Genomic DNA, 24,105 nt, shown 5'->3' with positions numbered 1-24,105 from the left:
ACCCCGGCTTCTCTCTCCTTCAGTATCCGGATTATCTGCTCCTCTCCAAATCTCCCTCTCCTCATGGTACGATCCTCCTCTTACCTTTTTACCAGATCATACTCGCTTCAAATATGGCTTATTTTTCGGGGGGAAGGTCAGCATCTCTTGTCGTGTAATAGATATTCTGGACATCAACGAAGATATTGACCTTTTCCATTCACACCTTCCTACTTTATTACATAATCGGTTATGCTCTCTTGCACAAGAATGATCGCAAGGAAACCGTATAAATTGAATTTTCACTTGCAGCTGCGGCTTAACTGGAATCATCCAATAAAAAAAGGAGGGCAAACATGAGAGATCCGGAGAAAACTCTTGGAAAGATGCTACTGACATAAAAGAAATATCTGACATGTAATGTGAGTGTCTCTGTTGGTTTTTATCAAATCATTACAAGGATAATAAAACAGCGTTTAATGCCATCATTTGTATATTTCCGGAATATCGTCTCCTATTCCAGATTTGAATAATCATGCATCCCCTATAATATTACGGAATTGGTCTTCTGTATTTGCATTTGCTAGCTATGTCTGATGAAGAATAAATTCTCAAGGCAAGTGTATTATCTACTGTCTCTCATCTGGCCTTACAGGGTTGTCAGGATAGCGCTCTCGACAATCTTCATATACGGCGGAGTGATCAAACTTTTTGATCCCAGGGCCTTTGCCAGGACCATATCAGCCTATGACATAATCCCGGAGATGCTGCTCCCTGTCTTTGCAATCGGTCTCCCACTTGTTGAAACTGTATCAGGAATAGGTCTTCTGCTTGATATAAGAGGGGCTCTGGCAATCATCTCTTCCCTGATTCTTATGTTTGTGTTCGTTCTGGGTTACGGCATTTCACAGAACCTGGATGTGGATTGCGGCTGTTTCGGAGCCGAAGAGCTTTCAAAACAGGCCGGTCTTAAAAACGCCTTTTTACGGGATAGTTTTCTTCTCTGCATCATAATCCCGTATCTGTACACATCGAGACACCTTCGAAAATTGAAAACAAAAAATATAAAAGGAGAGGATATTAATGAAAGAGTTTAAAGGTGTTTTCGGAATAATCATGGCGATAGTATTTATCGCGGGGCTGTCTTCTAACGCAATGGCTGCATGGGGAACAAAGGAACTCGACACCGAGCAGATCTCAGCTAATTTCGCACGAGAGGTTTCAAGGGGCGGCTACGGCATTGTGACAGCAAAAGAACTCAAGGGTTGGATGGATCAGAACAAGGACATGCTCATAGTCGACACCATGCCGTATGAAGCAAGCTACAAGAAACAGCATGTAAAGGGCGCAGTGCAGATGGAATTCCCCATTCCGGAAATGACTACTCTCGACGACAAGACAAAAGACGCCCTGATAAAGCTTCTCGGACCCGATAAAGACAGGCTGATTGTTTTTTACTGCGGTTTCGTAAAATGCACACGAAGCCATAACGGCGCCATGTGGGCAGTGAAGCTTGGATATAAGAATGTTTACCGTTTCCCTGGCGGAATCAAGGCCTGGAGTGAAGCGGATTACCCTGTTGAAAAGGTGAAATAGTCTTATCTTTCAGCCATTTTATGGAGCGGCGGGAATTTCTCATATCTGCGCTCATAGCAAGCGGGGCGTTTCTTTTGAATCCCGCCGGTCTCCTGGCTTTATCTCCGGATAGAAACTCGTCAAGACCCTGGCCGGATGACTGGCCGTCAAAGCACTCCCCACTGATAAAGGACAGAAAAAAAGCTGCGGTGATAATTTATACAGAACTGAGCCTCAAACATCTGAATGAAACCACCGCGCATTGGGGAATAGGATACGGCGGAGGCAAGCTCGCCGACAAGTTCATTCTATCATCTCCAGTTACACCCGATGCATTATATGACTCGCTTGCCGGTATCGGATTAAGGCCCGGCAACAACCTTTCAATGGACAGTAACGGCTGTTTTGTTTCAGGAGACGAACTCGATGTGAAGGCGGCATGGCCCGGTCTTGAAAAAACATTAAACCTCAGGGATATATTCCTGGACTCATCGAAAAAGGGTTTTAAGATACGGTTTGGCGGAAACAAGACAGCTGCAATCAGATACAAAACGGGCTGTCTGACATGCCTCGAATCATGCCCGATTGGAATTACCAGTAATGCAGCATATCCTCAGATATCATCACTGAAAAGGGCGATCAGCCCGAACTCGCTCTTCTCTGGAAATCCTGAAGTCCTGCCGAACAAGGATAGATTCCCGATTGCAGTGATTTACAGCAGAATTCCCGGTATTGATTGAACATACATGAAAACCGAGACAATAAGCCAAAAGCAGACACTGGAACATGAGGTTCATCCTTTTGCAGTTCAACTGTCTGAAATTACAGTAAAATGCACTGAATGCGGGCTTTGTGTTGATGAATGTGCATTTCTGAAAAAATACGGAACCCCTAAAAAGATTGTAACCGGATATAACCCGGAAAATAATGAAATTGGAATAATACCTTATGAATGCAGCCTGTGCGGCCTGTGCTCGGCCGTCTGTCCCGAAGGGCTGGACATACGCGGACTGTTCATGAATATGCGGCGTGAGTTGGCGAAGAGGGGCATTGCCCCTCTCCGGAAACATAAAGCTCTGCTTCAGCATGAAAAAACAGGCATGTCCAGGCTGTTTACATTTTATGCCCTGCCGGAAGGATGCAAAGAGTTGCTCTTTCCCGGTTGTGCGTTCGCAGGAACAAGACCGGGCCTGACCAGAAAGCTGTTTCATTTGCTTGAAGATGTAATCCCCGGGATTGGTATTGCGCTTGACTGCTGCGGCCGCATTTCGGATGACCTGGGTTTTCAGGAATTTTCACATTCTATGCTCTCTGAAATTCAGGACTATCTTATTTCTCACGGCGTTGAGGACGTGATCGTTGTCTGCCCGAACTGTTACGGCATGTTCAGGAAATATGCAGATGGACTTAATGTAAGGATGGTCTATGAAGTGCTCCCGGATGTGCCCTGCATGGAAAGACTTCACAATAAAACATATGTAATCCATGACCCATGCAGCATGCGTAATTGCTCCGGCCTTCATGAAAGGATAAGGCAGCTTCTTTCAACGGCAGCTGTCAGTTTCAAGGATATGGCCCATACCGGAGAGAAAACCCTTTGCTGCGGCAACGGCGCAGGGGTGAAATATATCTGCCCTGAATTTGCAGAGACCTGGCTTGATAAAACGGCAATAGAAACATCCGGCGGCAGCGTCGTGACATACTGTGCAGGTTGTGTGGAAATGATGGAAACCCGCATGAACTGTACGCATGTGCTGGATGTCCTTTTGAATCCCGAGAAGCCTTCTGTTTACGGCCTGATGTCAAAGCCTCCCTTCACCTATGTACACAGGCTCTTATTGAAAAGATATTTCAGAAAGACGGTAAGTGCCGTTTCGGTCATGGAAAGGTCTTATAAAACAATAAAAAATAGAATCTAATTATGAAAGGTCTGAAATGAATATTAAAGAAATCCTCAAAAAAACAGCTGATGGAAAATCGCTTAATAAAGAGGAACTCGTTTTTCTGCTGAACCATGCCCCTGATTCAAAAGAGTCTTATCTGACAATGGCAGAGGCGAACCGGATATCAAAAGAACTCAGCAGTAACAAGGCAGAGATCCATGCCCAGCTTGCGCTCAACCTTGCGCCATGCGCCTGTAACTGCATGTTCTGTTCCTTCGCATCCAAGAACGGCATTTTCAAAACAGAGGCGCGCCTTGCCCCGGAACAGGCCGTGGCATATGCGCTTCAGTTTGAGGCTTATGGCGCAAATGCGATATACGTGATGACGACGGCACATTATCCATTCGAAATGTTTATGGAAATATCACGTGAAATCAGGAAAAATCTTGATCCCAGCACAATCCTGATCGCAAATGTAGGTGATCAGAATCTTGCTAATGCAAAGATGATAAAAGATGCAGGTTACACAGGGGTTTATCATGCTCTCCGACTGCGTGAAGGTATTGATTCAAGTCTTTCTCCAGATAAAAGAAAAAAGAGCATCAGAAACTTTCAGCATGCAGGGCTCATAGTCGGAACATGCGTGGAACCGGTCGGGCCGGAGCATACGAATGAGGAGCTTGCCGAACTGATACTTTTTACTGCATCCATTAATCCGGCTTTCAGTGGCGCGGCCAGGCGCATACCCATTCCCGGGACTGATCTGGCCAGACTTGGCACCATTACAGAACTGCGCATGGCGCAGATAGTGGCAGTCACCAGGCTGGGCATGCCTCGCACTGTGACCGGAAACTGCACGCACGAGCCGTGCACCCTGGGCGCAATCGCCGGTGCAAACCTCTTCTGGGCCGAAGCCGGAGCCAATCCAAGAGATATTAAAGAAAAGACGGAAGAAGGCCGGGGCGGCACCGTATCTGCATGCCACAGTCTCTTCAAAGAATCCGGGTGGGATGTAAGACAAAGAGGTTCAGGCTTTTTTCGTAGAGATTAATTGATTTAAAACAGCTTATGATGCTTTGATTTAAAACATTTTATCCAGACATCGAGACACGAACCCGTCTAATTTAATATCGGTCTTGCCCAACCGTATTTGGAATTGATACAATGTGCTCAAGCCTCGTGATAAAAATACTTTTTCAGACAAGAAGGAGGTCAAGCCATGACAAGCTCTATCCGGTTCCGCAAATTTTTTCTGGCAGCAATCTTCATCATGACATGTGCGAGCTTAACCCGGGCCTCTGAGATCCCGCCATACATTACTGACTGGGGTTTCTCAGGCAAGCTTGAAGACGGCGGCCTTATCCTGTCACAGGTCGCACCGCAATCTTCAGCAGCCTTCGCAGGTCTTCAGCCGGGCGATATGATTATCGCTGTCAACGGCAGGACTGTTAAGGACAATTCCGACTTCAACCGGATGCCTTATGTCCCCGTAAGATTTCTTATAAAGCGCCAGGGCGCCGAGATCGAGAGGGTGGTCATCCCGGGCGGGATATTAAAACTTGAAGTAACCGACATCAAGGAGGATTTCATTATCCCCGGAGTTGTGCCAGACATCATGCCGGCCGGTATCTCATCGATAGAAAAGCTCGACTACATCAATGTGCTCGACAAAGTTGTAATCGATAAATCTTCAGGCCGCATAGCCGTTATCGGCCATTATGACGATGCCTATGATACGGGCAGGATCCCTTACCTCGACCTTCTGAAAACCGCCATGGCCTATCCCGAACCAATAATGAATCTCGCGCCTACGCCAAAAACGAAAGAGGAAATCAACAATGCCGGGGACAAGGTCAAATCCAACCTCAGCATCATGGTGAATGCAGTAAGGGGGCACCCCGGTTTCGTCAGGGAACGGCAGACCATGATCCAAAAACTTTCGAAGGCTTACGGCTTGACGAAAGAGGAATATGTCGCCTGGTACAATTACGTTAAACTGGACAGGTTTAAGGATCTTCTTCCGCCCGCTTCCATACGTGCAATCCAGATCAAGGTCTTCACAAACCTGGGCTTTACGGAAACCGCACAGGCTCTCGATCTTGTCTATAAAGACACATCCGAATCCCTGGCAAAGGCCCTTGAAGTCCTCGGAAAATCAAATGAGGCCCGCACCATTGAGGCTAAAGATGCATCTTCAAAAGACAAACTCCATTCAGACCTTGCGGCTTCAGCATATATCGCAATCCTGGAGTCCTCGGGTATAGTGACCCCTGACGTCATAAAAAACCTTACCGGCATGTATGCAAGCGGTGAAATGAAATCCGAAGGCGCCATAAGGAATGTACAGAATCTGCTTATGCCGTATGAACCGAAGAACCATCAATCAAACTTCATGAATGAAGCCTTCAACGGGATTACCTTTTCAACACAGGCCGCCGAATACCTTGAAGGATTGAACAGACCCTATGCTGAAACAAAGCCCATAGACCTTGACGGAAGCTCGCAGCTCGCCATGATCATGTATGAGGCCGACTATGCGCTTAAGAGCATAAACGTCAGACCCGATATGTTCTCCAGCATCCCCGGAAGCTGCACCCGCACCGAATATGAAATCAGACACGACCTTTTCAACAAGAGGAGAAACATATACTACCGTCAGTGGCTCGAGCCGGACACGGTCGATATGAAGGTCTCTCCTGATAATTCGATTGTCGAATTCGGCTCTTCAAAAATGCTGTACAAGTTCGGCGATGACAGCCAGTTCTGGGGCATGCCGCCCGATACGGAAGTGGAAGCCGACTATGCCGCATGGTGTGCACAGCTCATGAACAATTATGATGCCTATGCACGTATTATGCCCTCCTTTCACAAGATAAGGGAGGCTTCCAAGATCATAGCGCTCGCCAGATGGGCAAGAGAAAACAATATCCGGATAGATCTCGGCGGCATCACCCAGGACAGATGGTTTACCCCTGAAAAAGTGCCTGCTTACTGGTTTCTCGGACAGGCATTCTACATGAATCCGGAAGGCAAACTTACCAGCAAAATGCCCAGGGCATTTGAAGGCGGCGTATCCTACAAGGTGAGAGGCGGCTGGACCCAGATAACCCCATCGGTCACAACCACAACCGAAATTACATCCCAGTTGATACTCAGCAGTCAGCTTGGCAGGCTGGCGGTTACTCAGGCGCAGTCAGGCGATCTGGAAGAGGCAAGATATCTGGCCGAATTAAGCGCCCAGGCCCTTGCCGGGACCCTATCCAAGGAAAACTTCGACAAGATGAATATCCCCCTGCCCAAGGCCGTTTTAGTGCCTGCAACGGCCGAGAATATTCAGCTTCAAAAGGAAATCCTGAAAGAAACCGACAGACAGATCGGCTCGCTCAAGCAAAACCCCTCTAATGCCCAGGCAAAGGCTGATCTTGAGAGCATCGGCAGCTTATACGGCAGTTCAGCAAAGAATCCAGCGGCAGCCTCGGACTACCTTTTGAAACTTCAGACCGGACAAGCCCCGGCTCCTGCACCTTCAACCACACAGTCCCCAGGAAGAGGAGGCCGCAGGCCGACTGCAACGGCTCAGGCCCAGGTTCAGACCAGGCCCGTCGTAACATCACCTTGCACCGACACCGACATTTATGATGTGAACATGGACCCGGAACGCCTCGCTTTTCTCAACAGGCAGCTGATCGAGGCAAGAGACCGGCTCAAGTTTATCAACACGGCGCTCAGGAACCTGATCAAAATAAATGAATCCCAGCGCTCGCAGATCGAACAGACAACCAGAGAGATTTCAAAGGCATATGATGAATCGGTAGACAGGGCCTGGAGTGTCGTCTTTGATCTTATGACAAGCCTTCCTGCGGATAAGTTTATGGACAACTACAATGTAGCAAAGGCGAAGATCGACGATGCAATCAAGGTACGCACAGGCATGCTCACGACACCGCTTGATGCCGCAGACCTGCAAAAAGTTCAAGGCGAAATAAGGAGCCTTGAAACAGCCAGGGTCAAACTCGACGACATCTATCAGAATTCATCGAAACTGCTGGATGTCTTCAAAGGGACGAATTACGGCTATGAGATCGACAAGTGGAACAGCCAGGAAAAAAGCGAATATGAGAAGGCCCAGGATGGCGCTGTTATGATCGGCAAGATACTGCTCGATCATCCCGCACTTGAAAAATATCTCAGCACAAAGGCTTTTTTTGCAGGCGAGAAATACTGGCAGGTGATGGCCATGGGAAAGATGGCATCTTACGCAACGGGATTTTTCTTTGATATCCTTAACCAGCAATTTGCATGGGCACCTCTGACGGCAAGCCTTAATGAAAATATCGAAAGGAATGCCCATGCAATGGATGTCTTAAGGTTCAAGGCAGAAAAGACATACAAGGAAATTTCATGTCTTGAGGCGGCGCTGCAATAAAAACCATCATCTCCTGCTAAGGACAATGCCTGTCACATATGAGACGGCCGAACCTTTCGTGTTGTCGGTATCGTTCATGATGCCCAGTGTCGCATTTTCGGGCGGATCAGAGCCAAAAGCCCTCCTGTAATCGGCAATGATGTCAACGCTTTCCTCAATCCACATTCCGGCCTTTCTGCTCCCTTTTTCAAGTATAATCATTTTGCTGCGGTCAGTGTATGAGCTGGTTATGATATCAGGCGCCGATGGCTCACTGGCCCATGTATAGTTCAGGGAGCTGTGCGGCGGGTATTCACCGTAGATGAGCTTGACCGAACCGTAAAGTGCGCGTTCGGCGGCCGTGGACTTTTTCGGATTATATTCAAATGCGATATAGACCCTTATAGGAGAGTCATCAGTCTCTCTCGTTTTAAGGTCGGCCCCTTTAAGTACATTGTCAATCTTCCACCGCCATCTGAGAAGCGGATATTCATACGGATTGAAAGGCTCCCTGTAAATAATTACCGATGCCGAGGCATGGCTCTGCGTCTTTAAAAACGTCTCCTTGCCGTCGGTTGCCGCAGTATATTTCGTGTGCGCCTGGATTTTTGGAAAATAAACCTCTTTCCATTTTGAGAGAGAAGCGAAATTTTCTGTAAAAAGCGTATCCCCGGCAAGGATAATTACCGGAAGCATAATGAAAACAATGGCTATATTAATTAGCTTCAATCCTGAACCCTTTCAAAAAAAGTATCCTGAATAAAAGACCCAGCCACTCGGCAGGACCTGCATGTCTGCGGTACAACTCCGCAATCAATCCGGGTTTCGCTCCCGATAGAAAGACCACGATTACGCACTGATTGATTAACCATGTACGGAAAGCACCCAGCTTTTCAAATCTTCTGGCAGAGGTGACTGCCTTTTTATCGAGAGTGACCACCTTGCCCTTTTTCTTAAGGCCTGTAACAAATACCGCATCTTCCATTATGGGTAGTTCCGGGAAACCCTGGGCTTCACGAAAATCCTCTTTTCTGATGAACAACCCCTGATCACCATAGGGAAGGCTCAAGTACCGTGAACGAAGAAAGGCGCCGTATTCGATTATTCGCATGGACAAACCCTTTGAATCAAAACCGGGCCTGAAAGCACCTGCGATTATCCGCGGGTCGGCCAGTGTGTATCTCATATCATTATCAAATCCCTGCGGCAGTATCGTATCCGCATGGAGGAAAAGGAGATATTCACCTGCCGCAAAGGAAGCGCCCGTATTCATCTGATCGGCTCGCCCGGAAGCAGAGCTGATCACCTCGGCCCCGTTCAGCCTGGCCAGTTCAACGGTTTTATCAATGCTGCCGCCGTCAACTACTATCACTTCAATGTTCCTTCCCGATTCAAGCCTTCTTAGTGTTTTGACGATTTTTTCGCCTTCATTGAGCGCCGGTATTATCACTGAAATGCCCGGTTCACTTTGCCTGAGCAGGTTTTTCCAAAGTTCGACATCCTGAGGCCGGTCAATGTCATGAAGCCGCTCCAGCAGAGCTGTACTCATACCATGGGCATGCGCCTTCATCAGGCTCTGCTCAAGTACAGTATCGCCACCCCATGAGATGTCCTTAAAAATATCAGGACACAGCCTTTTCAACCCTATAAGGTAATAGCCGCCGTCATAAGCAGGACCCAGCACGCAGTCACAAGCCTCAAGCTTCAAAAAAGAATGTCTTATGTTATCAGGGGTGATGAACGGGCAATCGGAGCCGATAAGTACAACTCTCTCAAAACCTTCATCAAAGGCTTCTGAAAAAGCAGCAGACATTTTCCGCCCTATATCTCCGGGAACCTGGATGCGTACTTGCAGATCAGGACTGAATATACTCTGTATGCCGCAGGAACCGCAGGCATCGGTGTAAACCCGAACGTTGACATCAGGAAGAAGCGGCTCGAGCCTTTTTATAAGCCAGGCTGCCATGTCCCTCTGCAGCCGTGCAGCGCCATCCGGCCCCAGTAACGGAATAAGTCTGGTCTTAACTTTTCCGGGCACTGGACACCTGGAAAAAATAATGAGGAGGTTTCTCTTCATAAAATGTTTTTAAACCATGCCTTGCTTCATTACTATTTGGGAAAACCGTCAAGTTCCTCAGGTGTGTTTCCTGATCTGTTCAGACGGTTTCTTGCAAACCGCGTCAGAGAGAAAACTCCGGCAGCCGCCAGCAGGAATACCAAAATCAGAAGCCAGGGTGCCCTGTTTTCAGTGATTCCCTTTAAGACAGCGTCAAATCCTACAAGATACAAGATAGTGCCCGGCAGCATGCAAAGCCATGACCAGAACACATAGGTGAAAAACCGGACTTTCGTCAGGCCGAAACCGTAATTGAGAAGATTGAAAGGAAACAGCGGCACCAGTCTGGTTAGCGCTACAATGACAGCGCCGTGCTCTTCAGTCATTGCATCCAGCTTTAAAAAACGCGGATTATTTTTGAGCCAGGCTGCAACAGCATTCCTTGCAATATAACGGGAAACGAGAAACGCAAGCGCCGCTCCAACAGTTGAGCCGATGCTGACATATATGACACCGCGAAAAGATCCGAACAGTGTGGCGGCGATTAACGATAACGCCACTCCCGGCACTGCAGCCACGGTGGCCAAGATATAAAGGATAATATAAGCAAGCGGGGCGAGACTGCCGAAAGATTCAATCCAGGAGCGAAGCTGTCCCAGCTTCTCCCCTATTCCGAATACATTTCCCAGAATGAAAACAGCAACTATGACAAGAATAAGGACAACAGGCTTATACCATGCGGCTGTTTTATTTGATGGCTTTTGATTATCTGCAGGTTCGGACATTTATATCATCTCATTTTTAATTTATTATAATATCAGGCATCAGGCTAATCAACAGACAACATGGGAAACAAGAATGTTATGTATTTAACAATCTATTTTCTTGTCGTTGCATCAGGCCTTGCCAATTTCCAATCAAGCCGTTATGGCTTATTTCAGGAATCAAGGGTTTTGCCATAACCGTGGCACAAGAAACAAAGGAAGGACTTAACGGTTTATTAAGGATACCGGATATGAAAAAAAAGGTTATGGTGGGCTTAAGCGGCGGCGTCGATTCGGCTGTCGCCGCAAGCCTGCTTAAAGATCAGGGATATGAAACAGTAGGCGTCACAATGTGCCTCGGTGTCGCCCCTTCTCCCGGCAGCAAAATCAAATGCTGCGGCCCTGAAGAGATCGAGGACGCAAAACGCGTATGCAGGGCAATAGGCATCAGGCATTACATACTGGACTTCGCCCGTGAACTTGAAGAAGACGTGATCAAGCCTTTTGTCAGTGATTACCGGCTGGGCATAACGCCCAATCCCTGTGTTGTCTGTAACAGGCGGATCAAATTCGGTGCGCTTCTGGACAAGGCACTGGCCATGGGCTTTGATTTTCTTGCAACAGGCCACTATGCCGGAACAACGCAAACAGATAGCGGCCCTGCCCTTATAAAGGCAAAGGACAGGCGCAAGGACCAGACATACTTTCTTTATGCAATCAGGCAAAAGGCCCTTGGAAATGTAATATTCCCGCTTGCAGGCCTGACCAAGGACGAGGTCAGAAAAATCGCCCTTGAAAAAAACCTTCCTGTATCAAGTAAACCCGAAAGCCAGGACATCTGCTTTATTCCAAGAGGAGGCATGAACGCCTTCATGAAGGGCAGATTCGATCATGAGCCGGGTGATATCGTTGATATAAAAGGCAGAACGATAGGACGGCATAAGGGCATTGCATCATATACCGTAGGCCAGCGCACAGGCCTTGGCATAAGCAGCCCCATGCCTCTCAGGGTCATCTCCATTGATGCGCAAAGAAATATGATCGTTGCGGGAGAGCGAAAATATCTTTTTGCAAAGGGCCTTGTCGCGGACAACATCAATATGTTCACGCAAGACATTCCGGAAAGGATATCAGGCAAGATCCGTTATGCGCACAGGCCGGCGGCCTGCCATGCGGAAATTTCCGGCGGAGAGCTTATCGTAAAGTTTGAAGAACCACAGGAATCAATAACACCCGGACAGTCTGTCGTGATTTACGATGGCGAGACAGTTCTCGGCGGCGGTATCATAAGATATGCAACAGAGAAGGCTGAAGAATTTCACAAGGCGGATTAAATGGAAATCTCACCGTCACAGAAAGCAAAGCTTCAGAGCCTGAAAGATCTTCTGACATCATGGGGATGCTGCGCAATAGCATATTCAGGCGGTGTTGACAGCACGTTTCTGCTTGCGGTCGCACATGAAACACTCGGTGAGAAATGTCTGGCAGTGATAGCCACATCATCGACATATCCCAAAAGAGAATATTTACCCGCAATAGAGTGGCTCAAAAAGAACGGAATCCGGTATGAAAGAATCATCTCGGAAGAGCTCGACATACCCGAATTCAGGGACAACCCCCCGCAAAGGTGCTACTTCTGCAAAAAAGAGCTTTTCATAAAAGTAAGGAACATATCCGAGAAACACGGCATCAAGGTGATAGCTGACGGCGCAAACCTTGATGATGCCGGAGATTTCAGGCCAGGCATGCAGGCTGCAAAAGAGCTTGATGTAAAAAGTCCTCTTAAGGAACTGGGTTTTTCCAAAGAGGATATCAGACAGCTTTCGTCAGCAGTCTACAATCTTCCGACTGCATTCAGGCAGGCGATGGCATGCATGGCATCCCGCATCCCGTACGGCTCTCCGATCACGCCTGAAAAGCTCAGACAGGTTGAAGAGGTAGAGGATTTTCTTGCCGCAAAAGGCTTCAAGACGTTCCGCGCCAGACACCATGGTGACGTGCTGAGAATAGAACTTGCAGGTGAGGATATGCCTTCAGCCGTTCAAAATGCAGCCGAGATTGTCATCGCTGCAAAAAAGGCAGGCTTTATCTATGTTACACTTGACCTTGAGGGTTTCCGCTCAGGAAGCATGAATGAAATTTTAAACAGAGAATAGAGAAACAGCCTTCAAAACTTTATGCACTGCAATTGTTGAATCATGTTTAATGTTCATGTCTCCTTGCCGGACCTGAAGCACACAGGCAATTCCGGAATATTGGCCAAAAACATTCATTTGTGATAGGATTATTTGAACTGGATGAGGCCAATGAATAAAAGCTTGATGTACATGCATTATAAGGAAGGTCCGGGTTATAAATTGCATTACCAAAAATGGAGGTATTCTATGAACAGAACAGGTCTGGTCATAATTATATTACTGCTTTCGGTGTTAACAGGAAGTGCGGCATTCGGTGCGGCAAAAATAACGATAGATGAATATACCTACTCGGCAGGGAATTACATGGAAGGCAAAGCAATCGAACATGATTTTATAGTCAGAAATTCCGGTAATGAGCCGCTAACTCTGGAGATGAAGTCCTGTGAAAGCTGCAACGGTTTGAAGGTAACTCTTCCTGTCGGTCCGGTCGAACCGGGAAAAGCAGACAAAATACACGTGAGAATCCCGACCTACAACATGAGGGGCAACCTGAAGAAAGGCATTGAGGTGATCACCAATGACCCTGATAAAAAAAATGTCACTCTAATCGTACAGGCTTTCATTCAGGAAGTGCTTTCCATAAAGCCTGAATATATATGCCTTGGCCGGGTAAAAGCCGGATCGAAATATCAGAAGGCGATAACCGTCGAGAACTCCGGCAAGGATCCCGTGAGCATCTATGATATCGAATTGTCGCCCCCTGATCACCTGTCATTATCACCGAACGATAAGATGGTGATAAAACCCGGGGAGAAAAAAACCCTTCTTCTGACCATAAATTCAGGTAAAGAACCTGGTGTTATCGAAGGTTCGATATTTTTCAGGACCGATCTTAAGCAGCTGCCTCAGAAGCTGATCCCTGTCCAGGTTGAAGTAACAAAAGATATTAAAAAGCCTTAGTCTCTCAAGATTAAAGAATCAGTATATGGGGGAATTATGAACACCGGTATCATTAAAGCTGTGAAATTTGCCGTTATTGCAATATCGATTTCATTGGTTTCTCTGATAACCCCGGTTCATGCAAACAACGTGGATCAGACCGATGATTTTCCCGACAAACAGTCAGATGAAAACAAGGCCATTGAAAAATTATTCCTGCAATTGAGACCTCAGATTGATGCCGCAGCAGGGTTGACATATAAGCCGAAGGGGAAAATCAGGCATACTGTCTATATGTTCTCGAGCACCGAATGTTCACATTGCAGCGACGCGGCTGGTCAGATAAAACCCCTTCTTGACACATACCATGCTGAGCTGAAAATTTTATTCTGCGGGTTCAACGACCTGCCCAGAAAAAACGGGGTACAGGTAGTATGCAGGAAACTTGACCTCGATGCCTACAATCAGAAGACCTGGAAAACGAACGGGATAAAACCCGAATCCGAATGCGTGGATGCGGCGAAGACTGTTGACAAATCAATAGCTTTGAGCAACCTATTAAAGGTTCACAACCTTCCCACATTCTTCCTGGAATCAGGCCACAGGATTGTCGGAAACAAGATGATAGACCTGGAAAAGGAGCTGATGAAATAACCCGCATCCTTGATCTCGCAGATATCAGGTCGGTTATGCAGGTCTCTCTTGATTCATATCCTGAATAATGAACAGTCTCACAGTTGATATTAAGGATACATAAATACGAATTATCCGGTATTCATTAACATTTAATCCTTATTTAATCAGAAATTCACAAAAAATACGTAAAGTTTTTCCACACATAGCCGATATGAAAAAGCTGAAGGAGAAAACAATGAATCTGATAGATGAAACTTCTTACATGAAAAAGGTGATTGCTATTGAGGATGCACGAAAAAACATCAGCAAAGAAACCTCCGGATTCGACATATCCCAGCTCTGGGAAAAATGGGCGATAGGCGGCCTTTCAAGGCGCGTGATGAATGAACTGGGGCTGACCGAGATTTCAGGTGACCCGCGGTGGGACCATATGCTTGATGACAGCATAACGGCGGTCTATTCCGATGATGCGGGAAGAGTCTGGGTTGCTGAAGATTCAAGCGGAAAGATAAACATGAGGCTTAGCGCATCCGACACAGTCGAATTTGAGAAACTTGTCACCGAGCATTATAACATAAACCGTAAAGCCGCATAATCAATGATTTTATAAGGTGTGATCCATTTCATATGAAGTCATCCCGACTCTCAAGTCTTTGAATATCTGTTCCGATATCTGAATTATCATTTATTGTTCTCAGGAGGCCCGGTATGATCAGGCTTTTGAGGTATAATGCTTTAACAGCATTGATACTGGTTTTGCTTTCAATATTGAACCTTTCCGCATGCTCCTCTTCGTCGAACAAAACGCTTACGCTTGAAGAAAAGCTTGAAAAAATCCCTGATATAACATTCACCAGGATCCGCCCTCCCCAGGGCTATAAAGAGGCATTTGAGATTTATGTGACCCAGCCTGTTGACCACAACAGACCTGACGGCGCCAAATTCAGCCAGCGCATTCTGCTTTCGCATATCGATGAAAAAGCACCCATGGTCAAATTCCATTCCGGCTACTCAACAGGCAGGAACTGGATATGTGAACCGGCAAGACTGCTCAATGCAAACCAGATATACATAACGCACCGCTATTTTGATTCCGCCAGGCCCGATCCTCTCGACTGGAAATACCTTGACATATGGCAGGCGTCATCAGACCACCACAGGATAAAAGAGCTTTTCAAAGGTATCTATAAAGGAAAGTGGGTCGCAACAGGCTATTCAAAGGGAGGCATGACCACATTCTATGACGCAAGGTTTTTTCCCGATGATGCAGATGTGACGATTGCCTATGTAGCTCCCATGATGTTCGGCGTTGAAGACCCGCGGTTTGCGACATTCCTCACAGAGCAGGTGGGGACGCCGGAAGACAGGGAAAAGATAACGGCATTCCAGAGGCTCTGCCTGTCCAACAGAGACCTTCTTATTCCCTGTTATATCGACTATGCTCAGCAGAAGGGGCTTACCTACAGTTTCAGCCCAGGCGAAACATTTGAATATAACGTGCTCGAATACATGTTTTCTTTCTGGCAGTACGGCGATGGCGACACCGGCAGGATTCCCGGGGCGGATGCAGGCCCCGAGGCGTGGTTCAACCATTTGAAGGAAATTAACGACCCAGCCAATTATACCGAATACGTGATGAATCAGTTTGCTCCGTTCTATTATCAGGCGTACACACAGCTCGGTTATGCGCCTTATATCTATAACCATCTGGCAGACCTGCTTGTGGATCTGCCGAATCCGACTTACAGGGTTTTTGCACCTGCCGATGCCGTTATGGTCTTTGACCCTGCTGCCATGATCGACATAAACACATGGCTTCAGAACAGCGGCAATAACATTATCTATATATACGGCGGCAATGATCCCTACACCTCAACGGCCGTCGAACTTACAGGAAAGACGAATGCGTTGAAAATCATCCAGCCGGGCGCGAATCACGGTGTAAATATTGCAGACCTTGATGAAAAAGATCTGGTTATCAACACTCTCAGGGAATGGCTCAATATGAACATCAGCGTAACCCGTGAGCAGTGGCTTCAGATGGAAGAGACCAACAAGATGCTCATACAGGAAGAGCGGCGGCTCAGATTCCCCCGATTAAAATAATACTGCGGTTATTTCACTCGGAAAAACACATGAATACTGATTTACCATCTAATGTGACCCATTCCACCGGTTGACAATAAAGTATCAATTGGAGTACATTCCAATAATATAAACAATTAAAAGGATTAGAGTCTAAATGAAAAACCAGCTCAAAACTACTTATTACAGACTTCTTGACTCAATAAAATATGATAAGAAAAGGTATCTGTATCCATCGTTCAACATAAAAAACCGTTTAACCGGATTGATCGGGCCCAGGGGCACAGGGAAAACAACACTTATGCTCCAGTATATAAAAGACAATATCGACGATAAATCAAAATGTTTATACCTCAGCCTTGACAGCATTTATTTTTCAGCCAACAGCCTTTACGAATATATCATTGAACAGTATGAAACAGAGGCCATTAAGACATTCTTTTTGGATGAGGTCCATAAATACAAAAATTGGAACCAGGAACTGAAAAATGTCTATGACTCATTCCCTGACATCAAGATTATATTTTCAGGCAGTTCAAGTCTCGATCTCATCAAGGGGACATATGACCTTTCAAGACGTGGTATCCTTTACAGGCTTAACGGAATGTCGTTTCGGGAATACCTGCTGTTCAATTGCAATCTTGATCTTCCGGTACTCTCTTTAAAGCAGATAATGGAACCGTCAAATCCCGATACCATTAAGATTGCATCCATCGAAAGAATCAGGGGGCATTTTAAATCTTACCTGGATTACGGCTATTATCCTTTTGCAGGTGAAGATAAGGAAACATACCACCAGCGTCTGATGAACATAATCGATAAAATAATTTATGAGGATGTTGCCACTTATTACAATTTGAAAACATCCAACCTGGCAAACTTTAAAAAGATACTTTCCTATCTGGCCACAATACCACCAAGTGAAATAAACGTTAACAGTATCTCCAGGCACATTGGCATCGACAATAAAACAATTGGATATTACCTTCAGATATTGAGTGAGACGGGGCTTATAAGGCTGATCCCCTCTTCAGGAAGGGGGGGGACTCTTCTGAAAAGCACAGGGAAGGTATTTCTAGAAAACCCCAACATCCACGAAGCAATTGTCCGTGATATCGGTGCAGAAAAATCAATTGGAACAACAAGAGAACTGTTTTTCGCAGCGATGCTGCTGAATTCGGGAAACAAGATATTCAGCAGTAGAATTGGCGATTATGAAGTAAACAAAAAATATTTTGAAATCGGCGGCAAAACAAAAGACTTCAAGCAGATAAAAGACAATCTTGAAAACTCTTATCTTGTCAAGGACGACATCCTTATTGGCGAGAAGGGTGTGATACCTTTATACCTGTTCGGATTTCTTTACTGAACTTTTAATTTCATCCCAAACATTGATTTTAATAAACAGAAGAATTATGGTTCTTATATTCCTTATATCTTTATCTCATCAGCGGGGAGCCAAACCGCTTTACCATCTTTCCAGACAGCAACAGGTTCTCCCCTTTTTTTATGTTCAGCCATGGTTTTTTTAACAGCCGCTTTCATTGCAAGCTCAGCCTTTTCCGGCACGCTCAGTTTTTTAATATCCTTCTTTTTAGACATCATGATTCCTCCATGCCTTTCCTGATTCGTTCAAACAATTCCTTCTCAGGTATTGTCATCTTCCTGTTGTCTTCCTTGGCAATCATTTTGGGCTGGCTGTATGAGTTGTCAAACAGAGCCCATGAATCTGAAAGTTTGGCATAAATGCTGAAAAAGTTCTTAACACCCTTGAAAATCTTCTTTTGACGACATCTTCAGGCATATTATGCCCGCCTGATTTTACCCTGTCGGAGATCCTCTTCAACGCCAGGTCAACATTCTTGAGCCAAAGGAATTATCATATGGACTTCATGACCTTTTGACCTTATTTCTTTAATGAAAACCGAATGGCTTCTTCCAGACATGGTCGTCTCAAAAGCAAAGTCCTTGTTTGCCTGGGCATATTCCCTCATCTGCTCTATCATAATTCTGCCTGCCTTTACCGAAGCCGATTCAGGCGAAAATGGAGATATGCCGGCAGCAATCAGGTCTGCGTTTATGAAATTGATGCAATCAGCAAAATTGGGCAGGAACTCTTTATCAAAAGTTGTCTTGCCTGCATCATTGGGTCCGGCAATCACATAAACTTTCGGTTTTTTCATTTTCCTGGCCATGAACATTATTCTTCAGTGATTATTGTTTATCTACTTTAAGATTAAGATGCAGGCAACCTATATATCCCATCTTGAACAGCATAGATCTCAGATAAATCGTAACAAAACAACTACCACTTATAAACGCCGTATTTATCCTTCTTAACCCGGATATTTTTTTCATCGCTTTTGTAGCCGCCATAGCCGTTAGGTTTGAGCTTGTAAGAATCAACCTGCCTATAATTTTTATCGTATACCCTGCAGTCGTAACCGCCCCATTTGTCGGGTTTCATATAAATCTGGAGGTCGCCTTTCTTGACCCTGTATCCGCCCCAGTCATCGGCCTGGGCGTCGATTTTTTCTCCGGTTATATTATCGAGACCGTGATAACCGCCCCACTGGTCTGGTTTGACATATCCTCCTGCAAGGACTGTCACTGGTATCATAACCAGCATAATAATAGCCGGGATTATTATATTTTTCATTTCAGTTTCCCTCCTTTGGCAACTGTCCATTGCATGTTGCCCATCTCAAAGAGTCTGTCAGCAAGGTCTTCGATAAGCTCTTTCATTGCAAGTACATCGAGCCATTTTTTCGGGATCGCATCCGCCCCGTAATAGGCCCCGGCTATCTGGCCATAGATAGCACCGGTCGTGTCGGCATCGTCGCCCAGGTTGACCGCCATGAGGCATCCTTCCTCGAAGGAACTGCTGTTATAAAATGCCCAGAGTGCTGCCTCGATCGATTGGACTACATAGCCGATTCCCTTTATATCCGGCGGATTCTTCTTTTTAAATGACCCTGCTGCGACTTCGGATATTTCTTTACAGAGCGGCTTATTTTCCCACAGGCCTTCGAGCGGAGAATATTGGCTGGAAAGGATTTCATCTTTTGATGCGCCGTTTACTGCACCGGCTATAATGCCACCCATGTACCTGCACGCATCAATGGCCAGAACTGAGCCATGCGTTGTACGGGAGCTTTCACCGGAAAAGAAGACCGCCTTTTCAGGATCTGACGAATAGAACAGAGGGAGAGGGGCAAGCCTCATGATAGAGCCGTTGCCTGCGCTGAACCTGTCCACCGGCCCGCTTATGGGATTTCCGGTGTCCCTGAATCTGTTCAGTGCCCTGGCAGTCGTGGTGCCGATATCAAAGCAGGAGCCGGTGCTGCTCATGTATCCTTCCTTATACCACCGGAGATATTTTTCCATCTGATCAGCCGCATTGAAACCTTTGCATTCGACAAGGCTTTCAGCAAGGCAGAGGGCAAGAGATGTGTCATCGGTCCACTGACCGGGCTTGAGACTGAACGGCCCTCCGCCTCTCATGCATGTGACAGGCTCAAAAGAGCCCGGCGGCATGAACTCGACGGATGCACCCAGGGCATCGCCAGCAGCGAGCCCCAGAAGGCTTCCCCTGAACCTGTCTCTCATTCTCCCAGCCTCCATGAAATCACCATCCTTATCTGCTGCTCTGTCTCAGGTGATGGAAGGTTTCCCTTTTCGTCCTTTTTTCTGAGCTGCCTGATTATCTCGAGTATCTCACGGCCCTGCCCGAGACTGTGCCTTGCATGCCAGCAGCCCACCACGGTGCCCGTCCTGCCCCTTCCTCCCCAGCAGTGAACATATACTGGCAGGCCTCTCATCAACGACTCGTCTATCCTGTCCAGGATCTGCCTCATCTCTTCACGTGTGGGTACACCCATATCTCTGACAGGATGCCTGTATATTGAGACCTTAAGTCCGCGAATAGCGGCAAGGCTTACTAGCTTTTCTTCATACGGGTTGAATTCAAGTCCGTCATGGTCAACCTCGCCCGGTTCCATCAGGTTTATGAATGTCCTTATGCCGCAGTCAAGCAGGGCATTGAGTTTTATATCCATCACTGTCTTGTTTCTATCGCCCGGATAATAACCTGCAAGCAGCCTGCCGGGTATAACCCAGTAGGAACGATTTGAAGGTACTGAAACAATACTGTCCATTTCAGCCACCTTTTACGATGTCGATATTCCTGCAAGACTGCTTTTCACCGAATCCAATGTTTGCCGAAAAATCTATCAATGCATGCGCCATAGATACCTCCTTTTAAATTCATGTATCCTGAACTGGAAACCCCATCATAAATCATCTTTTTTAAATCTGCACCGGGGACTCGACAGCTGTGTGTCGCAGAAAATTTAATATTAAAGCCCGGCCTGCCGAAACGTCTTCATACAGGATAATTAAGGAGTGCTTATGTCTGATGAACGAAAGCCGGTTGCCGAAAGGATTTTGAGGCTTGCAAAGATGCTGAGGTATTTTCTGGAAAGGGATGAGGTCTATACTACAAACATGGCCGCGGATTTTTCGACAACGACAAGGACAATTCAGCGGGATCTGCTTGCCTTGAGAAAGGCCGGGTTCCCGATACATGAAAAAAGGATGGGATGCCACTGTCTTGACAAGAGTATCATAAGCAATCTGAGAAATTACGAGGAGTCTGAGCTTGCATTGATAGTAGCCGTCAGGGACATGGTCAGGCAGCTCGGAAAGCCTTTCGGTGACAATGCGGATACGATATTCAACAGGCTCTCAGATTATACCGACTGCAGGCCTGTCTTCGTGAAGCTCGACGAGCCCATACGTTTCCCTAGAAAGACAGTGGATAAGATAGTGGAAGGTATAAACGAAAAGAAATTCCTGCAGTTCGAGTACAAGGGAAATATGAAGGAAGCGCACCCGGTCACGGTCGAACCGTACAGGACCGCATACTTCGACGGATTCTGGTACCTTATAGCAAGGGATTCTTCCGACGACAGGATAAAAAAATACGCACTGGACAAAATCAGCGGGATAACAGCCCTAAAGAACAAGAGGTTCAAAAAGATTCCAGACGATATTGACGACATCCTCAAAAGCAGCGTCAATGTATGGTTCACCACCAACAGGAACATCAGGGTTACCATAGAAGTCGATTCATTGTGGGCCGACTATTTCAAACGCAGGGGCAATATTCTGCCGCTTCAGGAAACGGCCGAAGAAAAGCCGGATGGTTCCCTTATTCTAAACTTCATGGCCTGCAATACTGAAGAGATATCAATGTGCGTGAAGCCCTGGCTGCCGCATGTAAGGATTATAAAACCTGAATCCGTGAAAATATCTTTGCTGAATGAATTCAGCGACTGGATCAAGTGGCAGAAGAAGACATGAAAAAAAATGGCTGCTCAGATGTTGAAGACGAGTTAAAAACAGCCGCCAAGCCGGTATTTTTTGCCAGACACCGATAACCTATTTCTCCTTCATTTAGCCATAAGCTATTTCACTGCCTTTAAGACTGAGGTCGCACATGAAATGCGTGCCGGAGATGATGCGCTTTACCGGAAGGTCGGCAACAGGAGCCAGGGCATGATGAAAAAGCTGCAGGTCGGGCGGTCCTGTCCGGACCTCTTTGACAGTGACTTCGATGCATCCGTAATAGCGGGCATGCTGCTGAGGTCGGGGCAACGGAAATACATGGTCATGGCCATCTCTAACGGCTTCCTCTTTGCAATATGATCAGCGATCCACTGTTGGAGAAAAGACGGGAACAAACAGCGTCACGTACGGTTTCCGTGCTTGAAATATGAAAAAAGTCAGGCCTTGTCGGCCTGTTGACCCATTGGCAAAACCTGCAAAATAATGTATTTGGATGAAGGGATGATCCATGCAGCATCCCTTTTTGAAAATGAGTATTTTGGAAGTTTTGAGAATTACCGATTGCATAAAAAAATATTATTAGAGGTTCTTTGATTTATGAAAAAGAAAATTCAATTTCTCACACTTTCACTTGCACTTATTCTCACCATTACCGCATGCTCGGGCAAACCGCCAAAGGAAGAATTTGATAAGTATGCCCTTGATGTATTTCATGAGAATGTCTGTTTGAAAAATTACTGTCAATCAGACAGTGACAGGCTTTGCTCATTTATCAATTACAATAAAGGCAATGGAACCCAATGTACGGTATTTGCAACCTTGTTCTACTTTCTAGGGACTGAAATTGTTAAAAATGAAAACAAGGAAGATGCTGCAAAGTATCCGTTTTTGGGAAATTCATATTTTTTGCTTGTAATAGTTCACGCCACAGAATGCAGCAACTTTAACAAGGAATCTTATAAAAAGGTTTTTGATGATAAAGTGAGCAAACTGAAAATCGAAAATCTTAAGAACTCATATTCCATTAATTTTGAAGGCCCTGGCGTACCGCCAACGGATAACAAGATATACCGCGAGCAGTTCAAATGGGATAAACTGGCAAAAAAATGGCAAATACAGCCAAATGAATAGAATTGCATCAGGATTACCAATGGGTATTGTTCATATTCAAGCCATTTTCATGGTGGAGGCGGGGGGAATCGAATGACCGGTTATTGGCTCTAGGCCAATGTTCGCAGGCTTTACGGGAACACTACGGGAACACATTAAATATTAAAGATTATTTTTAAATACATAACCAGCGCTTCTCTTGTCGTTAGTTCTTTTTAATCCCACTGTCATTTTTTATTCTCCTAAGATTCGACTGGCTCATGACAACGGATTTCCTGCCGAAATATTACCCGATTTCTTTAAGGGAATATCCCTTGGCCTATCTCATATGAATACACATCTTCCTGCAGATATTTCGGGAGCCGATTCTGAAACAGCAATTTCGATCAGGCATCCGTAACCAATAATAATAATAGAAAATATGGCGGCGTCACGTCAGAACATGGCAAAGTCAAAATCGCTATATCTGCACCTTGCAAGCAGAATGGCACAACGTCCTCTACTGACAGAAAAATCTACTCTCTTGACACGGACCTTTTAATGGGTGACACCCTATGGTTTTTTTAATGTGATCATGAATATATTTTATATATTACCATTCCTAAAAATGGTGAGATTAATGTTATTATAATTGGTACAATAAAAAAGGATCGAGTTGGTAAATTCCCAGTTAACCATTCTAAAATATACATACACCATAATATTATTAGGATGATCAATAATGATAAGATGAATCTTCCTTTTCCGAAAGGTTTGGGAATTCCAAATATTTTCTTGAAACAGTACATTGTGAAAATAAAACCAACAATAGAATGAAGTAGTTCTCTATGGCTTTGTTGAGGATAATCAACATAATTTGCAATTGATAGAAATAATAAAAACATTGAACATGAAAGCATAATTGTGATAAAAATAATGGCCAATCTTTTCTTCCATGGTAACATCATAACATTTTCCTTAAGTCATAACGCACCTTCAAAGAAGGAGGTTTGACAGTTGTGAGTTATCTTCAAAGTTGGCTGTTAGAATCTGCCTTCAATCCTATTGACCTTCCCCCAATTATTAAGCCACCTTTAAAGCGAGTGTCTGGTTATTTAGCATATTTTTCTGGTTCATGAAATACTCATACGGGGCACAGTTCCCTAGGGAACTGTGCGGCCGCTTGTGATTATAGTCTGTCAGCCAT

The 24,105-nt window shown here is 45.7% G+C and carries 24 protein-coding genes; 16 read left to right on the top strand and 8 right to left on the bottom strand.

Annotation, left to right across the window (positions count from 1 at the left end):
• The first annotated feature begins 575 nt into the window (after positions 1-575).
• The 6 genes from VIS94_14825 to VIS94_14800 all read left to right on the top strand — a co-directional run bounded on the left by VIS94_14825 (position 576) and on the right by VIS94_14800 (position 7,863).
• Positions 576-1,076 carry a MauE/DoxX family redox-associated membrane protein gene (locus VIS94_14825; protein ID HEY9162348.1) on the top strand — a complete coding sequence of 167 codons (501 nt, stop codon included), beginning with the start codon at positions 576-578 and terminating at the stop codon, positions 1,074-1,076.
• Positions 1,063-1,575, top strand: a complete 513-nt coding sequence (locus VIS94_14820; protein ID HEY9162347.1) for a rhodanese-like domain-containing protein — start codon at positions 1,063-1,065, stop codon at positions 1,573-1,575. The genes VIS94_14825 and VIS94_14820 overlap by 14 nt, the downstream gene beginning before the upstream one ends.
• Before the next feature lie 20 nt (positions 1,576-1,595).
• Positions 1,596-2,294, top strand: a complete 699-nt coding sequence (locus VIS94_14815) for a YdjY domain-containing protein (protein HEY9162346.1) — start codon at positions 1,596-1,598, stop codon at positions 2,292-2,294.
• A 6-nt stretch (positions 2,295-2,300) separates the two neighbouring features.
• Positions 2,301-3,473: a (Fe-S)-binding protein gene (locus VIS94_14810; protein HEY9162345.1), complete on the top strand. Its 1,173-nt coding sequence runs from the start codon at positions 2,301-2,303 to the stop codon at positions 3,471-3,473.
• Between the two features lie 16 nt (positions 3,474-3,489).
• The gene (locus VIS94_14805; GenBank protein ID HEY9162344.1) at positions 3,490-4,488 is read left to right on the top strand and encodes a radical SAM protein; all 999 of its coding nucleotides are present in this window, start codon (positions 3,490-3,492) and stop codon (positions 4,486-4,488) included.
• Positions 4,489-4,656: 168 nt separating this feature from the next.
• Positions 4,657-7,863, top strand: a complete 3,207-nt coding sequence (locus VIS94_14800) for a PDZ domain-containing protein (GenBank protein ID HEY9162343.1) — start codon at positions 4,657-4,659, stop codon at positions 7,861-7,863.
• Positions 7,864-7,869: 6 nt separating this feature from the next.
• On the opposite strand, the gene VIS94_14795 is transcribed toward VIS94_14800, so the two are convergent.
• Genes VIS94_14795 through VIS94_14785 form a run of 3 tightly spaced genes read right to left on the bottom strand, consistent with a single transcriptional unit; the run spans position 7,870 to position 10,683 of the window.
• The gene (locus VIS94_14795; GenBank protein HEY9162342.1) at positions 7,870-8,571 is read right to left on the bottom strand and encodes a DUF3047 domain-containing protein; all 702 of its coding nucleotides are present in this window, start codon (positions 8,569-8,571) and stop codon (positions 7,870-7,872) included.
• Positions 8,558-9,919 carry a TIGR04283 family arsenosugar biosynthesis glycosyltransferase gene (locus VIS94_14790; GenBank protein HEY9162341.1) on the bottom strand — a complete coding sequence of 454 codons (1,362 nt, stop codon included), beginning with the start codon at positions 9,917-9,919 and terminating at the stop codon, positions 8,558-8,560. Before VIS94_14790 ends, VIS94_14795 begins: the two co-directional genes overlap by 14 nt.
• A 32-nt stretch (positions 9,920-9,951) precedes the next feature.
• The gene (locus VIS94_14785) at positions 9,952-10,683 is read right to left on the bottom strand and encodes a TVP38/TMEM64 family protein (protein ID HEY9162340.1); all 732 of its coding nucleotides are present in this window, start codon (positions 10,681-10,683) and stop codon (positions 9,952-9,954) included.
• Between the two features lie 230 nt (positions 10,684-10,913).
• On the opposite strand from VIS94_14785, the gene mnmA reads away from it, so the two are divergent.
• From mnmA to VIS94_14750, 7 genes are all read left to right on the top strand, one after another.
• On the top strand, positions 10,914-11,996 hold the full coding sequence (gene mnmA, locus VIS94_14780; GenBank protein ID HEY9162339.1) for a tRNA 2-thiouridine(34) synthase MnmA: 1,083 nt from the start codon (positions 10,914-10,916) through the stop codon (positions 11,994-11,996).
• The gene (larE, locus tag VIS94_14775) at positions 11,997-12,818 is read left to right on the top strand and encodes an ATP-dependent sacrificial sulfur transferase LarE (GenBank protein HEY9162338.1); all 822 of its coding nucleotides are present in this window, start codon (positions 11,997-11,999) and stop codon (positions 12,816-12,818) included.
• A 228-nt stretch (positions 12,819-13,046) separates the two neighbouring features.
• Positions 13,047-13,760, top strand: a complete 714-nt coding sequence (locus VIS94_14770) for a DUF1573 domain-containing protein (GenBank protein ID HEY9162337.1) — start codon at positions 13,047-13,049, stop codon at positions 13,758-13,760.
• A 36-nt stretch (positions 13,761-13,796) separates the two neighbouring features.
• Positions 13,797-14,393 (top strand): hypothetical protein, encoded by a 597-nt coding sequence (locus VIS94_14765; GenBank protein ID HEY9162336.1) that lies wholly within the window; start codon positions 13,797-13,799, stop codon positions 14,391-14,393.
• A 217-nt stretch (positions 14,394-14,610) separates the two neighbouring features.
• Complete coding sequence (locus VIS94_14760; protein ID HEY9162335.1) at positions 14,611-14,970, top strand: hypothetical protein; 360 nt, start codon at positions 14,611-14,613, stop codon at positions 14,968-14,970.
• A gap of 113 nt (positions 14,971-15,083) precedes the next feature.
• Positions 15,084-16,481, top strand: coding sequence for a peptidase (locus tag VIS94_14755; GenBank protein ID HEY9162334.1), 1,398 nt, complete (start codon positions 15,084-15,086; stop codon positions 16,479-16,481).
• A gap of 136 nt (positions 16,482-16,617) precedes the next feature.
• The gene (locus tag VIS94_14750) at positions 16,618-17,829 is read left to right on the top strand and encodes an AAA family ATPase (GenBank protein ID HEY9162333.1); all 1,212 of its coding nucleotides are present in this window, start codon (positions 16,618-16,620) and stop codon (positions 17,827-17,829) included.
• A 62-nt stretch (positions 17,830-17,891) separates the two neighbouring features.
• Here the strand turns inward: VIS94_14750 and VIS94_14745 are convergent, their stop codons facing one another.
• The 5 genes from VIS94_14745 to VIS94_14725 all read right to left on the bottom strand — a co-directional run bounded on the left by VIS94_14745 (position 17,892) and on the right by VIS94_14725 (position 20,617).
• Positions 17,892-18,065, bottom strand: coding sequence for a hypothetical protein (locus VIS94_14745; GenBank protein ID HEY9162332.1), 174 nt, complete (start codon positions 18,063-18,065; stop codon positions 17,892-17,894).
• Positions 18,066-18,313: 248 nt separating this feature from the next.
• Positions 18,314-18,643, bottom strand: coding sequence for a hypothetical protein (locus VIS94_14740; protein ID HEY9162331.1), 330 nt, complete (start codon positions 18,641-18,643; stop codon positions 18,314-18,316).
• A gap of 122 nt (positions 18,644-18,765) precedes the next feature.
• Positions 18,766-19,119, bottom strand: coding sequence for a hypothetical protein (locus VIS94_14735; protein ID HEY9162330.1), 354 nt, complete (start codon positions 19,117-19,119; stop codon positions 18,766-18,768).
• Positions 19,116-20,069 carry an ADP-ribosylglycohydrolase family protein gene (locus VIS94_14730; protein HEY9162329.1) on the bottom strand — a complete coding sequence of 318 codons (954 nt, stop codon included), beginning with the start codon at positions 20,067-20,069 and terminating at the stop codon, positions 19,116-19,118. The genes VIS94_14735 and VIS94_14730 overlap by 4 nt, the downstream gene beginning before the upstream one ends.
• Entirely contained in the window at positions 20,066-20,617 is a 552-nt protein-coding gene (locus tag VIS94_14725; GenBank protein HEY9162328.1) for a protein-tyrosine phosphatase family protein, read from the bottom strand. The genes VIS94_14730 and VIS94_14725 overlap by 4 nt, the downstream gene beginning before the upstream one ends.
• 253 nt (positions 20,618-20,870) lie before the next feature.
• On the opposite strand from VIS94_14725, the gene VIS94_14720 reads away from it, so the two are divergent.
• The 3 genes from VIS94_14720 to VIS94_14710 all read left to right on the top strand — a co-directional run bounded on the left by VIS94_14720 (position 20,871) and on the right by VIS94_14710 (position 22,940).
• A complete protein-coding gene (locus VIS94_14720; GenBank protein HEY9162327.1) occupies positions 20,871-21,824 on the top strand; it encodes a WYL domain-containing protein in 954 nt (317 codons plus the stop codon).
• Positions 21,825-21,965: 141 nt separating this feature from the next.
• Positions 21,966-22,169 (top strand): hypothetical protein, encoded by a 204-nt coding sequence (locus VIS94_14715; GenBank protein ID HEY9162326.1) that lies wholly within the window; start codon positions 21,966-21,968, stop codon positions 22,167-22,169.
• 237 nt (positions 22,170-22,406) lie between these two features.
• The gene (locus VIS94_14710; protein HEY9162325.1) at positions 22,407-22,940 is read left to right on the top strand and encodes a hypothetical protein; all 534 of its coding nucleotides are present in this window, start codon (positions 22,407-22,409) and stop codon (positions 22,938-22,940) included.
• Positions 22,941-24,105: the final 1,165 nt, after the last annotated feature.

This window comes from Desulfomonilia bacterium, assembly GCA_036567785.1.
Lineage (GTDB): Bacteria > Desulfobacterota > Desulfomonilia > UBA1062 > UBA1062 > DATCTV01.
The sequence above is the reverse complement of the archived record's forward strand: the minus strand, read 5'-3'. Positions and strand labels throughout refer to the sequence as shown.

Excerpts from the sequence above, each read along its gene's own strand:
- VIS94_14825 (HEY9162348.1), top strand. The coding sequence starts at position 576 with ATGAAGAATAAATTCTCAAGGCAAGTGTATTATCTACTGTCTCTCATC.
- VIS94_14820 (HEY9162347.1), top strand. The coding sequence starts at position 1,063 with ATGAAAGAGTTTAAAGGTGTTTTCGGAATAATCATGGCGATAGTATTT.
- VIS94_14815 (HEY9162346.1), top strand. The coding sequence starts at position 1,596 with ATGGAGCGGCGGGAATTTCTCATATCTGCGCTCATAGCAAGCGGGGCG.
- VIS94_14810 (HEY9162345.1), top strand. The coding sequence starts at position 2,301 with ATGAAAACCGAGACAATAAGCCAAAAGCAGACACTGGAACATGAGGTT.
- VIS94_14805 (HEY9162344.1), top strand. The coding sequence starts at position 3,490 with ATGAATATTAAAGAAATCCTCAAAAAAACAGCTGATGGAAAATCGCTT.
- VIS94_14800 (HEY9162343.1), top strand. The coding sequence starts at position 4,657 with ATGACAAGCTCTATCCGGTTCCGCAAATTTTTTCTGGCAGCAATCTTC.
- VIS94_14790 (HEY9162341.1), bottom strand. The coding sequence starts at position 9,919 with ATGAAGAGAAACCTCCTCATTATTTTTTCCAGGTGTCCAGTGCCCGGA.
- VIS94_14785 (HEY9162340.1), bottom strand. The coding sequence starts at position 10,683 with ATGTCCGAACCTGCAGATAATCAAAAGCCATCAAATAAAACAGCCGCA.
- mnmA (HEY9162339.1), top strand. The coding sequence starts at position 10,914 with ATGAAAAAAAAGGTTATGGTGGGCTTAAGCGGCGGCGTCGATTCGGCT.
- larE (HEY9162338.1), top strand. The coding sequence starts at position 11,997 with ATGGAAATCTCACCGTCACAGAAAGCAAAGCTTCAGAGCCTGAAAGAT.
- VIS94_14770 (HEY9162337.1), top strand. The coding sequence starts at position 13,047 with ATGAACAGAACAGGTCTGGTCATAATTATATTACTGCTTTCGGTGTTA.
- VIS94_14765 (HEY9162336.1), top strand. The coding sequence starts at position 13,797 with ATGAACACCGGTATCATTAAAGCTGTGAAATTTGCCGTTATTGCAATA.
- VIS94_14760 (HEY9162335.1), top strand. The coding sequence starts at position 14,611 with ATGAATCTGATAGATGAAACTTCTTACATGAAAAAGGTGATTGCTATT.
- VIS94_14755 (HEY9162334.1), top strand. The coding sequence starts at position 15,084 with ATGATCAGGCTTTTGAGGTATAATGCTTTAACAGCATTGATACTGGTT.
- VIS94_14750 (HEY9162333.1), top strand. The coding sequence starts at position 16,618 with ATGAAAAACCAGCTCAAAACTACTTATTACAGACTTCTTGACTCAATA.
- VIS94_14745 (HEY9162332.1), bottom strand. The coding sequence starts at position 18,065 with ATGATGTCTAAAAAGAAGGATATTAAAAAACTGAGCGTGCCGGAAAAG.
- VIS94_14740 (HEY9162331.1), bottom strand. The coding sequence starts at position 18,643 with ATGAAAAAACCGAAAGTTTATGTGATTGCCGGACCCAATGATGCAGGC.
- VIS94_14735 (HEY9162330.1), bottom strand. The coding sequence starts at position 19,119 with ATGAAAAATATAATAATCCCGGCTATTATTATGCTGGTTATGATACCA.
- VIS94_14730 (HEY9162329.1), bottom strand. The coding sequence starts at position 20,069 with ATGAGAGACAGGTTCAGGGGAAGCCTTCTGGGGCTCGCTGCTGGCGAT.
- VIS94_14725 (HEY9162328.1), bottom strand. The coding sequence starts at position 20,617 with ATGGACAGTATTGTTTCAGTACCTTCAAATCGTTCCTACTGGGTTATA.
- VIS94_14720 (HEY9162327.1), top strand. The coding sequence starts at position 20,871 with ATGTCTGATGAACGAAAGCCGGTTGCCGAAAGGATTTTGAGGCTTGCA.
- VIS94_14715 (HEY9162326.1), top strand. The coding sequence starts at position 21,966 with ATGCGTGCCGGAGATGATGCGCTTTACCGGAAGGTCGGCAACAGGAGC.
- VIS94_14710 (HEY9162325.1), top strand. The coding sequence starts at position 22,407 with ATGAAAAAGAAAATTCAATTTCTCACACTTTCACTTGCACTTATTCTC.